Here is a 12,493-nt window from a genome sequence, read left to right on the forward strand (position 1 = left end):
GTGAGTTCACTGGAAGAGCCCATGGAAAATAGCGTCGACCAAGCCCGCTGGTTACTCGCTCCGGTCTTCGCCGTCTCCATCGCGTTCCTTGGCAATTGGAATGTCGTTAGCTAGGGAATGCGCAGCAAGAGACCACCGCCATTCCTCGATTTGCGGGTGGTCCTGACCACGTCCGCCTAGGCGAGGCCTGTCAGCGGTTCCAAGGTGGCGAGGGCGGGCATCACCTCACATCAGATCTTCAGCAACCCCGTCGAATTTCTTGAGGCCTTCGCTTGGGGGCTTCTGCTTATGAAGTCCCTGTTCCGTTACAGCCGCCTCGAAGGCGGCGAACGCAGCTTGGTGACTGCAATGTCCGGCCAGGCATTCCTCGATCATTCGGATTGCTTCAAGCCGGGACGGCTTGTCCATGAATGGCCATGGTTGCTGAAGCGCTTTCGCAGCGTCGGTTATCGACGCGACCACCATCGGCCTGTGATTCAGGTAGATTGTAATCGGGACAAACGCCGTCATTTTCGTCGCTCCCCAGGAGTGAAGGCGGTTAAACGCGAAGACATGGCGGTGGTTGCATCGTCGTGAATTCAGGGCGCCGCTGCCCGACGCGAACGGCTATGCAGGCCTTAACCGCCGCCAAGATCCAGGACGTCGATGCGGTCGAGCAAAGGCGCGAGGCGCCGTTTCGTGGCAGCATGCCCACGTTTCGATAATTGCATGCGTGTAACGCGGCCGACCGCGGAGGGATGGACGTCGAACAGGCGGGTCGGCCTCGGACGCGCTCGCTGGCATTGGTCACTCTTCGCCTGTCTTCGTATTCGCTCAGCTGAGTTCTTGGGCTAGTCCGATGAGGAGCCCTTCAGGCCCACGGATGTAGCAGAGCCGATACGCGTCTTTATACTGGACTACTTCGCCTTCGAGCTGCGCGCCGCGCGTGCGGAGTCTTTCAAGCGTCTCGTCGATGTCGTCCACGGCGAACATGACGCGGAGGTAGCCGAAGGCGTTGACCGGGGCGTTCCGGTGATCTGCGACGACAGGCGGCGTGAGGAAGCGGGAGAGCTCGAGCCGGCTGTGGCCGTCCGGTGTGCGCACATGTGGACGTGCGGTCGTGTCCACATGTCTACAATTCTGCGGCCCCAAGGGGCTAAGGACAGGCATCACGAAACGGATGTGGTGAGAACGCCACATGCAGCAACCGAACAACCCGCCGTACATCGTGCCGATGCGGAGGCGAGCATGAGCGCGGCCCTACTGATGCCGCACGAGCCGGTCCATGGGTGCGTTTGCTTCGGCCAAACTAGCCAGCGCTTGCTCGACTTTTTGAGCCGAGGCGTCAGTGCGCTTGATGTGCCGTATCATTTGCTGCCTCAACCGAGCGAGCCTTTCCGCGCGATATACATCGCCGTATCTCGCAGTTTCAAGGTGGAGGGTCGCGAGCCTCATGGGCGACGATTCCGATTATCTAGCAGTAGAAATTCGCGAATCCGCCTTTCGTTCCGATGTCCGACCTTACCCTCGCAAAAGCTGGCCGGACGGCCGCGACGAATGAGCCGCATCTCTGCCAAAAGAGAGATCGTCCGCTGATGCTGCTCAGTCGACCGCGGGTCCAACTAGACGGTAGCGGAAGTGATTTCGGATGTGGCCGTTGAAGAAGCGGCCCTTGGCGAAGGCGGCTTGGAACTCGGCGAAGGTCTCCGGCGGCACGTCCTCAAACTGGTAGCATTTACCGCTGGCCACGAGCCACACCGAGAGGACTTTGCGCTCCGGATCGTATTCCGTTTTGTGTATCGAGGTCGACGGCATGACGTGACTACTCCAATCAGGGAGAGAGTCCATCTGAAGTTGCCCGCGCCCACGGAGGGGAAGGACGCGGGCCGATCGGGAGGGGACACCGATCTCGCAGCACAGAAGATGCTGCAGTAGGCGAACGTCCTGCCCATGCCGGTGTTCCATAGGAAACAAAAAAACCCGCCGCACAGGAGAGCGACGGGGCGATCAAGCGGTCACCGAGCGCGGGTGGGTCGGGATTTGCCCGGTTCGCGGATCGTGGAAAAATCCTACGCGCGCCGGCTGCGGCGCGTCTTCCAACCGCCGGTTGGCGCGGTTGCTTGTTTGACAGACGCGCGCCTATGATGACTCCTTAAAGCGCCGATCGAGCCTTTTGCCGAGCGGCTCGTTGTGCGGAAAGGAACGCTATGGCCGAGCAGGAGCAGTGGCAGCTGCAAGGCAGCGCCGCGGAACTCTACGAGCGCTACCTGGTCCCGGCGATCACAACCCTGTGGGCTGCCGACCTGGTGGATCGTGCTGCGCCTCAATCTGGTGAGCGGGTTCTGGACGTAGCTTGCGGCACCGGCGTGGTAGCACGCTTGGCGGCCGAGCGTATGGGAAGTGGGCAGGTCGTCGGCCTCGACATCAACACGGGCATGCTTGCCGTTGCTCGATCCCTCCCGACGGGCGCTGGACCGCGTATCGACTGGCACGAGGGAAGCGCGCTCGAAATGCCGTTCCCTGACGCCACCTTTGATCTGGTTCTTTGCCAGCTCGGACTGCAGTTTTTCCCGGACCGATCGAGTGCGCTACGTGAGATGTTCCGGGTGCTGGTGCCTGACGGCCGACTGGCCTTAAGCGTTTTCAGCGCTATTGAGCGCACTCCTGCGGCAAAGGCGCTGGTGGACGCCTTGGATCGACACCTCGGTGCAGGCGCTTCGGCAACGAAACGGTCCGAGCATTCACTCGCCGATGCGGACGAGCTTTACCAATTGGTGGCCGGGGCGGGATTTCGTCAGGTGACCATCCACACGACGACACAGAACATCCGATTCCCCTCGTCAAAGGAATATGTGCGACTACAGCTGGCAGCGACTCCGCAGGCAGGGCTGGTCAGCGGAATGGATGCCGGACACCGCGACGCTATCATCGCAGCGATTATGGGTGATGTAAGTTCTTCGCTGGCAATCTATTCAATTGGAGGGGAGCTGATGTTCCCCCAAGAGGCTCACGTCGTGCTCGCACGCAAATAGCGCAGCTGATTCTGCGGCATCCGGTGTTCAATAGCGCCCACGGAAGTGAGCCTAATTAGAGGAGGAGCGTAGCAGCCCCTCCTCCTTGGCAGCAACCTCGAAGGCCTTCCTCACGTCGTCGGGCGTGCGCTCGCCTTCAATGAGGCCATACAGACATCGACCGCCGCCTTCCACTTAGATCCCCGCTTGGTCCACTTCATGAGTTCTATAGCGGCACCCTCGACATTGGTGCAGACGAAGGTGAGCCCAGGTTGGTCGGTTTCGATAAAGACCGGAGGGTGAATCCAATGGATGGCCATGATACCTCCTACTCAGGCGAGAGATACATCTCCGCCTCCTTAGCGGCAGCCACGAAAGCCTTTCGGATCACGTGAGGGTCAATCGGATCGCCCTCCAGTGCTGACAGGCAGAGGGTCCACGCCTTGTGCCAGTGAGGTCCTCTCCGGGGCCACGTCTTGAGCTGCTCAAGGGCTGCCCTCGCATTGTTGCAGCCATGCCTGGCACCGTCCGTTTCAGACTTCACGAACACTGGAGGGACGAACCAAAGGGTTGCCATGATACCTCCTACTCAGGCGAGAGATATACGGTCGCCTCCTTGGCCGCCGCCTCAAAGGCTTCACGGACTCTTGGGGGGACACTGCCCTCGAACGCGTCAACGCATAATTGGACCGCTTTCGTCCACCTCGGCCCCTTTGTGTCCCACGCCATGAGTTCCTCGGCGGCTCCCTCGACGTGGCTGACCCCATGGCGAGTGGCCGGACGCTTCGCCTTCACGTAGACCGGGGGAGAGAACCAGAGGAGTAGATTAGGGGATGCTCACATGTTTGGTAGAGGCGGATCACAGCGGCGGCTCGGTCGATATCTCTGGCCGGCCTCATTTCCGGTGAAGCCGTCGCTTACCGCCCCATTTTCGAGGCCGACAGAAGTTCTTCCTCGTCCACCACTCCGGCGCCAGTTCGGACCGCTCGGTTACCCTCCCGAAATGCCTTTCAACAAAGTCTTTGAAATCGTTCTCGCCAAGTTGCAGTTGAGGAGATCCGAACTTAGGCGTTTTGCGGTTTACGCGAACGGTCGTCGGCCTACGGAACAAAGCGCGAAACTGCACGCCTTGGAGCGAAGAAACGTCAGCTTTGGGGCCAAAGACATGATCGCTTACGATGCCAGCTTCGCCTTTTGTGCGGATCGCTTCGGCGGCTTCTTTTTGCTGAGCGCCAGCAGACTCGCGGACAGTTGCCCACGATGGATTTTATCTTATCGTTTGCCACCGCCCACCTCCATCTATCTTGCGGCAGCTAGGCGGCAACGCGAATGTCGACTTCCACCGTGCGTCCTAGCGCGGAGAAGGCCGCTTCCAACTGTTCAAGTCTGGATCTGTGATCAAGCCTGAACAGGCGGTCGACAGACTCCCTCTTCCAATCCAATCGCCTGGCCAATTCAGCTCGCGTTATATCCGAATCCCTGAGCGACCAATAAAGATTCAGCTTCAGCCAAGTCAGTGCCGGTAAATCGATGACCAAACCCGGTTGGCCATCTGGGCGAGGGACGTCCTCACCATCGTCGATCATACTTGCCAGTGCGGTCTCTATGGCATCAACTGCGTGCTGGCGCACACCCTGCTCATCCTCTGCGAACGTCACCACAATTGGCAATTGCGGGCATGTAATGAGCAGCGTTCCGTTGTCGTCCGGTTCCACGTTGATGCGATATCCAGCCATCACTTCAATCCCAACTACTTTTTGACTGCATTGACCAGGCCTGTTCCGAGTTCCTTGCCAGCGTCATGCATTGGCAATTCCGACTTGCGATCACCACGGCGGATGATCAGGTGGCCGGAGCCGCCCTTCTTGCTTTCGAAGGTGCAACCCTGCGCAGCGAGCCATTTCTTAAGTTCCTTGCTGTTCACGCATATAAGGAACTCCACACAAATGTTGAAGTCAACATAAATGTGGAATATCCTAGGCGTGGGCGCCGGTAACCTGCGCAATGGGGCCCTCAGAAGCCCTCCCTTTACCAAGGGCAAGGGAGAGGTCGAGAGTTCAATCCTAGCCGGCGCGCAAAGATGCGCAACGGGGATCGACCGCCGCCACCTTGTCTCAGTTTGAAGTTCGGCCGCGGGTGGCGAAGGTTTTGCCAATCGCGTGTTTGCAGCGTATGCTTTGATATCGGCCGCCAGTGCTGCGGATGCAGCCGACAGTAAGAGGGTACGTGCTCTTGCCCGTCAGGGAGAGAGACGTGTCCCTTCCTCGCAATCATCTGTTGAAAGCCCTCTCCCCAGAGGATTTCGCGCTGCTGCTGCCGTCAATGCATCATGTCCAACTGGACCTCAAAGCCCAGCTGGAGGTGCCGCATCAGCCGATCGGGCATGTGTATTTTCCAGAGGCGGGTATCGCTTCGGTGGTCGCCACCATGACTGGAGGGCGGCAGAGTGAAGTCGGGATCATTGGCTATGATGGCATGACAGGCGTTGCCGTCATTCTCGGCCAGGACAGCTCTCCCAACGAAACCTACATCCAGGTCGCAGGCAGCGGCTGGTGCCTGCCGGTTGAGAACCTTCGGTCTGAGGTGGCAAAGAGCCAGTCGCTTGGCGCGTCGCTGCTTGCCTATGCCCACGCCTTCCTCGTCCAGTCGTCGCGAACGGCACTGGTCAATGGCCATTCCAAGATCGAGGAACGGTTGGCCCGCTGGTTGCTGATGGTCCACGACCGAACCGAGGGCAACAAGATCCAGCTGACGCATGAATTTCTGGCGACCATGCTCGGCTCTCGGCGCCCCGGCGTTACCACCGCCCTGCAAATGCTGGAATATCGGGGGCTGGTTCACGCCAGGCGCGGCGAGATCACGATCGTCGACCGTTCCGGAATGATAAAGCTCACACATGGCGCCTATGGCGACGAGGAGCAGCGTCACTTCGGCTGATGCATGTCGCGCACAAGCATGCCCCTCGGGGACTGACCCAGGGCCTGACCCAAGGGCGTGCAGCGGTTTTCCGATTACCACATGCATGAAAACAACATCCTAAAGCGCGTCGCATGAGGCCGGTCAAACGCGACGTGCTCTGCCTGATTGTCCGAAATCAGACATATGCTTGAAGGCCGCAGCATGTTAGACGAAAGTCGTAGTGTTGGCAGGGAGGAACTGTTGATGAGCCACACTTTTCACACAGTCACGGTTGAAGGCGCGGCGGAGGCCTATGTCCTTTCCAGAGGCAAGGCTCGGTATCTCTCGATCGCGCAGGCGATCCGCGCCATTCGAACACTCATGCCGGCTTGCAAGGCCACCAACCACGAGTTGGAGGAGATGCTGGCGGCAGCATGCGTCGTGCACGGCGTGCCCGTCGCTTTCGACGCCACAACAGCCGATAGCCCAGAACCACGGCTCCATTCTTAGGCCGGAAATGTCCGCGCCGCTGCAGAAGCCAAATTCATTGGATGTCCGGCAAGCGATTGTCGGCTACCTGATCGATCACGTTGACAATCCGAGCGTTTCGATCTTCGAGGTGACCATCGCCGTGAGGGAGATGTTTCCACACTGCGAACTCACGGATTGGCAAATTGGCGATCTCATTGCGCGAAGCGCCATCGACGCGGGATTTGTGGTCGATTTCGATGCGGTCCCCTAGACGCGTCTGGGTAGCAGCATAGTGGCGTTCCGCATTCGCCTCGATCTCGCCGCGGACCAGGCTGGTAGCGCACATCGTTCCGGGGTCGCAGGTTTCCCGAGCGGACTTGCGCGTCGCCGGCCTGTCGAGCGCGGCCGATTCTGGATCAATCCTGAGCGGGAGCCTGCTATAATCCCGTATGGCCGCTCGCATAGTGGTTATCCTGGCGCTGCTTTCCGCCTTCGCCTACGGCTTCGCAAAACTCGTGGAACGTTATGGCGACGCTGGCGACAAGCCGACTGCGTGTGAAAAATGGCCACAGCCTGATTGTCCAGTCCCAAACGCGCCGCCCCAAGAAGAAACCAGGCCTTGAGCGGGCGTTGGCGGGCGCCGCCAAACATCGGCGTCGATAGGCCGTGGCAGCCGGTTCGCGCACAGCCGGTGGAACAAGAATTGCTCAGCATCGTTGAGATAACTAGGCAACCCGTCGCGGCAGCATCAAGCACCGCAGCTGAAGGTTGCTTGGAGGCTATTATGGGAAAGCAACTTACATTGGCTGCGGCAGGCACGCTTCTGCTCGTCGGTGTCAGCGCCGCTGCCGCTCAGGACGTCATTATTCAACCCGAGCATGACACCGTGATCCGCGAATACGTGAAAAAGAAACCGGTGGCATCACTCAGCCTTCCTGGCGTTGAACTCAACATCGGCACAGCTTTGCCCGAAACAGTCGAGCTTTACGAGGTGCCGGACGTTCAGTACCGCTACGTCGTCATCGATGGCCGAACTGTCCTGGTCGATCCAGGTACCCGCAAGATTGTGAAGGTCTACGACTGACGTGACCCCACGCTGAAGCCCGTCGTGCCGAAAGGCGCGGCGGGCTGGCGCCTTCCCGATATGCCGATGGCAGAGATAGAAGGTGCAATATCGCGCTGGAACAGTCATGCAACGGCGTGAATTGCGAAATGCGTAAAATCCCGACAGACACCGGCGAGCAAACTCCCGCGAACAGTTCCGAATATATTGGAAGATGCTGATTTTTATCGATGCTGGTGATTGCCGGCTTCCCTCACCACCTTGACCTCCACCGTCATGCCGAGAAAGCTCGACGCGCTGCCGCAGTAGCTTCCCGAAAGTGGGATGGCTTGCCCGGGATGCCTGGCCACAGCCACCCGGATCAGATCCCGGTTGCCGACAATACCGTTGGTGGGATCGAACTCGACCCAACCCGCGCCGGGCAAATAGACCTGGCACCAGGCATGCGTCGACCCGCCGCCGACGACAGAACCGCTGTCGCGGTTCGGCACATAGACATAACCGGTCACAAACCGGGCGGCAAAACCGAGCGAACGAACCGCTTCCATCATGAACAGCGCAAAGTCTCGGCATGTGCCTCGACGCAGGTGCAAGGTCATCAGAGGCGGTTGCGTCCCTGATTCAGTTCGACGCGAATAAACAAAGCTCTCGTGGATGGCGTAGCAAAGCGTCATCAGCAATTTGCCGGTCTCGGTGCGCCCTTTGGCGCTCACGAACTGTCGTGCCCATTTGCCGATCTCGTCGCCATCATCGAGGTGATGGCGCTCGATGGTTTGGCTGAGGTCGGTTGCCTCGTCGGGATCATAGGAAAATGGATAGCTGAGTGCTGTGTCATCGATACGGAAATCGGGCGCATGCTGCGGCGTGTGATCGAGCCGAATGTCTGTCACGAAACGCAGTTCGTCGCCCGAGCCGTTGAAATCGATTACGGCAACGCAGTTTCCGAAAACGTCGTGGATCCAGCCAATCTCTTTCGGCTCGGGGTCGACTAACAGGGCGTGATCCAGAAGTCGCTGATCGAAACTGTCGCGCGGCCTGAACATCAGCCGGTGCTCGCCGAATGTCACCGGCTGCGTATAGCGATAGACGGTCGTGTGCTTGACTGAAAAGATCGGCATTGGCTTGCGTCGACCACCTGCGATATCAGCGCCATCATATAAACTTTTTTGATGTGCAGCGGACAAAATGGGGCTGCCCCTCAAGACGGCCGTATCAGGCGGACTGATGAACAGATCGGCGCGGCTAGCGCCGAATTGATCATCCATGCTGGCCCGCTGTTCTTGGTTCTGTCGGCAGCATGGCCGCGAAAAAAGCAGCGGACTTGCGCCGCAGGCCTTTTGCAATCTCTAATTGGTAGACTCTCTCAAGACCGGGGAAGTTAATCCTTGCGCCGCGGAGGGGCCAAGGCGAGGAACGTCGCAAACGGGAGGAAGCAATGAATGAAGACTACGAACTGGCCATAGACCACGACAAGCCTTACGAAATAACTGCTTTCGCTAAAAAGCACGGCCTTACGACAAGGGCTGCCGAGCTGATCCTTTTCGCCTATAGCCCGTCCCGAGCGGCGTGCGATACTGCCGCAACGGCTTTCCTCACCGCCGTCGCCGTGCAAGCCAAGAGACAATCGGCGCGCTAGCCGATCGTGACATCGGGGCGTCGCGGCGATCGTATTTTGATGCTGGCAGGACAGAGGGGGGCGCCTCCCTCCGCCATCAACGGTTCTGCACCGTCGTGACGCTCTGAGGTAACGGCATGGATCCTAGGGGCTGCGCCGCGTCGCTTCGCTCCTTGCTTCGCCCTAGCTAGGACGACGAAGGCGCGCCGATCGACGGCGCAGCCTGGATATTGAAGACTCAGGTGAGGCTTCTGGACCAGTCGTCTACCTGGCGCTCTGCCTCTTCCTTGGCGATTCCATACCGCTCCTGAATGCGTCCTGCGAGTTGGTCACGATTGCCCTCGATGCGATCAAGGTCATCGTCGGTAAGGTCGCCCCATTGCTCCTTGGCCTGGCCTTTGAACTGCATCCATTTTCCCTTGATTTGATCCCAGTTCATGAATTCCTCCTTTGTTGTCTAGAGGAAATGCAACTGGACACCACATGTTCCCAAACAGCGGATCGCCATGACGATTATTGCCGATGACGATTGTCATTGGCGACGCGGCAAACACGCCGCCGGCCGGAGCCAGCGGGGCGAATTGGAGCAGGACGGGAACGATCCGCGTCTTGAAATCACACTCGCCGGAAAGGTCCCTCAGCCGGATCAGCTGGCGCGCGCCAAGGCTATCGATATGACGTTGTCTGCATCCGCCCCCGGCAGATCGAACAGCATCGGAAGTTGGCGGGTCATGGCCATTTCAACGATCAACTCTTCGATGGAAGCTGTCGGCAGATCGGTCTCGAGACTATTCGAGATCATCGAGGCAAGCTTGTGGACTGGCACTGGTGCCGACTTCGCACGGTCGTCGAGCAACCTGCTGATTTCGATTACAACGTCTGCGTCAATGCTCTTTGGCAATTCGCGCATGGCTTTTCCTCCCTGCCCATATCATGCGCGTGCCTGAGGGCTGAGTCTCGAAAAATCGACGTATGGACTTAACCAGATACGTGCTTCGACCCGATTGCTTTGGCCGGGCGCTCGGGCCTGCGGCGAAAAAGCGAACTGCATTGGTGTCGCATGCGGCAACGAATTCGCCCGTTTTGCGTTGGCCAATCGTACATCGTGAGCAAACGTGACCAAAGGAGAGTAAGCATGACAGCCGACGCGGCGAAGCTCTATCCCCGCCACCGGGATCGGATCTCCGGCAGCGAAGCTTATATGGTAAGGCATTTTGCCCGACAGAACGGCATCACCCCAGCGCAAGTCCATCAGTTGATCAAGAGATATGGAAGCAACCGCGCCAGGCTGGTGGCTGCGGCGAAGGAGCTTCGCGCGTCGCTCCGACCGGATGTCCCCAAGGCCATGCTCGCCTCGGGGCGCCGCGCCGGGCGTCTCAGCGCCAGTGTTGATGCTGGAAATGGCTTAGGGACGCAGTGAGCGGACTGCGGAAAACAATCTAGCCGACGACTTCGTTTTAGACTTTTCGATCCTGGCCGCCGTCGCCGGCTTCTGTTTGCGATTTACTTGCTTCAATGGTCGCCTCCAGGTCGGACCGGCTGCCATATCGAACCGAGTAGGCTCGTGTAAATTCGGCGCCCAACAGAAAGATCTCGGACGAATAGAAGACCCACAGCAGCACGACGAGCAGTGCACCGGCTGCCCCGTATGACGAAGCGATGGCGCTGGTCCCGATATACCAGCCGATCAGTGACTTGCCGATCGTGAAGAGAAACGCCGTCGCTACGGCGCCGACGCCAACGTCGCGCCATTGCAGCGCGCGGTCGGGCAGTATCTTGTAGATTGCCGCAAACAACAGGGCGATCATGGCAAACGACACGATCCCGTTGATTGCGCTCAGGATGAGGGTGCCAAAGGGCAGATATGCGTTGATGATATCGCCAAGCGCCGAAATTGCAGCGCTTACGACGAGGGATACCAGCAGCAGAAAGCCAAGCGCCGCGACGAGACCCAGGCTGGCAGCGCGCGCCCGAACGAGCCGTGAAATCGATGTGCCAACCGGTTTGACTTTCCAGATCTCGTTCAGGGCAACCTGCATTTCGCCGAAGACGCCGGATGCGGCAACCAACAGCGTGACGAGCCCCAAAATGCTGGCAAGAGTTCCCGCCTCTTTTTGTGACGCGTTCTCGATTGTCGCTTGCAAAAGCTCGGCGCTCTGCGGACCCATCAGGCCCGCCAGCTGGGCCGAAAGCGCCAGTTGTGCGGCATCGTTTCCGAAGGCCATGCCTGCGATGGCGACAACGATGAGCAGGATCGGCGCAAGCGAGGTCGTGGCATAAAACGCCATCGCTGCGCCGTGGCTCAAGGCATTGTCATTGATGAAGCCGACAATGCTCTCCTTAAGGAGCGTCCAGCCCTCTTTCGCCACATCCCACATGTTTGCCTCGCCTGCTTCTCAAGCAAATAGAGGCAGTGCCGCGGCGGACCAGACCGTGGCAGGTCGCAAACCTCTATAGGATTGGGAGCTGGAGGTCGCTCGGCAGCGACCGCTCACAGTCCCTTTCAGGATCAGTCGAAGAACCAAATCCTCTGTGCAGAGCAATCAGGTGACGGATCCCGGCTTGTTTGGCGCGACCTGCCCCGCGGCTCTTCTTGTGAGACCATCCTGCGTCGGGAAGGCCGCGAATGCCGCGATGGCCAGATAGACCGGAATCCCCAATTCGAGGATTTCCTCGAACACTGTCGAGGTATCGTTCCGGGCAAGATGGATGCCGAGAAATGTGAGATTTGACGGCGCCCCGTCGATGACCTTCGAAAGGACGGCGCAACCGATAGCGGCGGCAATGGCAACGGCAGTCGCCTCGCCGTGGCGAAGCCCGTGCACAAAGCTACGGAGGCCGTCTTTGAGGAGAAAATAGAAGGCAACGGCGAGGGCGATAACGACCGTCGCGCCGATCAGCTTTTCCAACAGCGGAACGTCAGGCGAAATGTAGAGGGTGGTCTTGGTGATGTTGTGGGTGGTGAAATGCGCATGGAAATCCAGCTCGCGCAGGCACATCGCGATCGAGATGGCAACGAGATACCAGCGCTTGAGCAGCTCCCGATAGGACATTTCCCGCACAAGCGTCGCCACGACGATCAGGTAACCGGCGGCCGAGAAGACTTCGATGGGACCGCCCTCGCTGAGGTAGAACTTCCGTATGTCTTCGGGAAGAAAGGCGAGCGGCAGGGCGATGAGAAAGACGAGCACCAGCAGCGCAAGGCCCATTTGAATGAAATAATGGTCCTTGCCGTAACCGGTCTTTCTTTCGCTCCATGCCATGTCTGTCTCGCCCATGTCTGTCGCACCGACTCTCTATTGATCGTGATTTCACTCAATTTGAAAGATTGGGCCTTTGTCAAGTTGCCGCTCCGCATGCCGCGCCCGATGCCCGGCCGCTTGCCGGCGCTCTGATGGCATGACTGCGCAAGCGTGACGAGCCTGGTCCGGCCTAGCGCGGTGATGGCTGTCCTGT

19 protein-coding genes and 1 pseudogene are annotated in these 12,493 nt (G+C 59.1%); 7 read left to right on the forward strand and 13 right to left on the reverse strand.

What is annotated here, in order from left to right:
- Positions 1 to 225 precede the first annotated feature (225 nt).
- From AC0L3O_RS00535 to AC0L3O_RS00545, 3 genes and pseudogenes are all read right to left on the reverse strand, one after another.
- Positions 226 to 510, reverse strand: a complete 285-nt coding sequence (locus AC0L3O_RS00535) for a DUF982 domain-containing protein (protein WP_473614476.1) — start codon at positions 508 to 510, stop codon at positions 226 to 228.
- Between the two features lie 303 nt (positions 511 to 813).
- Positions 814 to 1,083 (reverse strand): annotated as a pseudogene (locus AC0L3O_RS00540) (VOC family protein); the annotation flags it as partial.
- Positions 1,084 to 1,581: 498 nt separating this feature from the next.
- Positions 1,582 to 1,794, reverse strand: coding sequence for a KTSC domain-containing protein (locus AC0L3O_RS00545; protein ID WP_128185102.1), 213 nt, complete (start codon positions 1,792 to 1,794; stop codon positions 1,582 to 1,584).
- A gap of 392 nt (positions 1,795 to 2,186) precedes the next feature.
- Between AC0L3O_RS00545 and AC0L3O_RS00550 the strand changes: the two genes are divergently transcribed.
- Complete coding sequence (locus AC0L3O_RS00550) at positions 2,187 to 3,011, forward strand: class I SAM-dependent methyltransferase (protein ID WP_473534316.1); 825 nt, start codon at positions 2,187 to 2,189, stop codon at positions 3,009 to 3,011.
- Between the two features lie 110 nt (positions 3,012 to 3,121).
- Here the strand turns inward: AC0L3O_RS00550 and AC0L3O_RS00555 are convergent, their stop codons facing one another.
- From AC0L3O_RS00555 to AC0L3O_RS00575, 5 genes are all read right to left on the reverse strand, one after another.
- Positions 3,122 to 3,310 carry a DUF982 domain-containing protein gene (locus AC0L3O_RS00555; RefSeq protein WP_473534317.1) on the reverse strand — a complete coding sequence of 63 codons (189 nt, stop codon included), beginning with the start codon at positions 3,308 to 3,310 and terminating at the stop codon, positions 3,122 to 3,124.
- A gap of 8 nt (positions 3,311 to 3,318) precedes the next feature.
- A complete protein-coding gene (locus AC0L3O_RS00560) occupies positions 3,319 to 3,567 on the reverse strand; it encodes a DUF982 domain-containing protein (RefSeq protein ID WP_473614477.1) in 249 nt (82 codons plus the stop codon).
- Positions 3,568 to 3,575: 8 nt separating this feature from the next.
- On the reverse strand, positions 3,576 to 3,785 hold the full coding sequence (locus tag AC0L3O_RS00565) for a DUF982 domain-containing protein (protein ID WP_473614479.1): 210 nt from the start codon (positions 3,783 to 3,785) through the stop codon (positions 3,576 to 3,578).
- A gap of 518 nt (positions 3,786 to 4,303) precedes the next feature.
- Positions 4,304 to 4,726, reverse strand: coding sequence for a type II toxin-antitoxin system HicB family antitoxin (locus tag AC0L3O_RS00570; protein WP_128247773.1), 423 nt, complete (start codon positions 4,724 to 4,726; stop codon positions 4,304 to 4,306).
- Between the two features lie 14 nt (positions 4,727 to 4,740).
- On the reverse strand, positions 4,741 to 4,914 hold the full coding sequence (locus tag AC0L3O_RS00575; protein WP_128247772.1) for a type II toxin-antitoxin system HicA family toxin: 174 nt from the start codon (positions 4,912 to 4,914) through the stop codon (positions 4,741 to 4,743).
- A 329-nt stretch (positions 4,915 to 5,243) separates the two neighbouring features.
- Between AC0L3O_RS00575 and AC0L3O_RS00580 the strand changes: the two genes are divergently transcribed.
- From AC0L3O_RS00580 to AC0L3O_RS00595, 4 genes are all read left to right on the forward strand, one after another.
- The gene (locus AC0L3O_RS00580; RefSeq protein WP_473534318.1) at positions 5,244 to 5,927 is read left to right on the forward strand and encodes a Crp/Fnr family transcriptional regulator; all 684 of its coding nucleotides are present in this window, start codon (positions 5,244 to 5,246) and stop codon (positions 5,925 to 5,927) included.
- A 225-nt stretch (positions 5,928 to 6,152) separates the two neighbouring features.
- Complete coding sequence (locus AC0L3O_RS00585) at positions 6,153 to 6,398, forward strand: hypothetical protein (RefSeq protein WP_128247770.1); 246 nt, start codon at positions 6,153 to 6,155, stop codon at positions 6,396 to 6,398.
- A 7-nt stretch (positions 6,399 to 6,405) separates the two neighbouring features.
- Entirely contained in the window at positions 6,406 to 6,630 is a 225-nt protein-coding gene (locus tag AC0L3O_RS00590; protein WP_287347081.1) for a hypothetical protein, read from the forward strand.
- Between the two features lie 513 nt (positions 6,631 to 7,143).
- A complete protein-coding gene (locus AC0L3O_RS00595) occupies positions 7,144 to 7,443 on the forward strand; it encodes a DUF1236 domain-containing protein (protein ID WP_128247769.1) in 300 nt (99 codons plus the stop codon).
- A gap of 203 nt (positions 7,444 to 7,646) precedes the next feature.
- Here the strand turns inward: AC0L3O_RS00595 and AC0L3O_RS00600 are convergent, their stop codons facing one another.
- Positions 7,647 to 8,540, reverse strand: coding sequence for a transglutaminase family protein (locus AC0L3O_RS00600; protein ID WP_128170162.1), 894 nt, complete (start codon positions 8,538 to 8,540; stop codon positions 7,647 to 7,649).
- 317 nt (positions 8,541 to 8,857) lie between these two features.
- On the opposite strand from AC0L3O_RS00600, the gene AC0L3O_RS00605 reads away from it, so the two are divergent.
- The gene (locus tag AC0L3O_RS00605; protein ID WP_036263866.1) at positions 8,858 to 9,058 is read left to right on the forward strand and encodes a hypothetical protein; all 201 of its coding nucleotides are present in this window, start codon (positions 8,858 to 8,860) and stop codon (positions 9,056 to 9,058) included.
- 217 nt (positions 9,059 to 9,275) lie between these two features.
- Here the strand turns inward: AC0L3O_RS00605 and AC0L3O_RS00610 are convergent, their stop codons facing one another.
- Together AC0L3O_RS00610 and AC0L3O_RS00615 are read right to left on the reverse strand one after the other, a co-directional pair.
- On the reverse strand, positions 9,276 to 9,476 hold the full coding sequence (locus AC0L3O_RS00610) for a CsbD family protein (RefSeq protein WP_023800267.1): 201 nt from the start codon (positions 9,474 to 9,476) through the stop codon (positions 9,276 to 9,278).
- Positions 9,477 to 9,683: 207 nt separating this feature from the next.
- On the reverse strand, positions 9,684 to 9,947 hold the full coding sequence (locus AC0L3O_RS00615; RefSeq protein ID WP_027155567.1) for a hypothetical protein: 264 nt from the start codon (positions 9,945 to 9,947) through the stop codon (positions 9,684 to 9,686).
- Between the two features lie 225 nt (positions 9,948 to 10,172).
- On the opposite strand from AC0L3O_RS00615, the gene AC0L3O_RS00620 reads away from it, so the two are divergent.
- Complete coding sequence (locus tag AC0L3O_RS00620; protein WP_023800269.1) at positions 10,173 to 10,457, forward strand: DUF3606 domain-containing protein; 285 nt, start codon at positions 10,173 to 10,175, stop codon at positions 10,455 to 10,457.
- A 37-nt stretch (positions 10,458 to 10,494) separates the two neighbouring features.
- On the opposite strand, the gene AC0L3O_RS00625 is transcribed toward AC0L3O_RS00620, so the two are convergent.
- Both AC0L3O_RS00625 and AC0L3O_RS00630 read right to left on the reverse strand, forming a co-directional pair.
- Positions 10,495 to 11,415, reverse strand: a complete 921-nt coding sequence (locus tag AC0L3O_RS00625) for a YihY/virulence factor BrkB family protein (protein WP_023800270.1) — start codon at positions 11,413 to 11,415, stop codon at positions 10,495 to 10,497.
- 165 nt (positions 11,416 to 11,580) lie between these two features.
- A complete protein-coding gene (locus AC0L3O_RS00630; protein ID WP_128175894.1) occupies positions 11,581 to 12,300 on the reverse strand; it encodes a hypothetical protein in 720 nt (239 codons plus the stop codon).
- Positions 12,301 to 12,493: the final 193 nt, after the last annotated feature.

It is taken from the genome of Mesorhizobium sp. WSM4810, assembly GCF_055811235.1.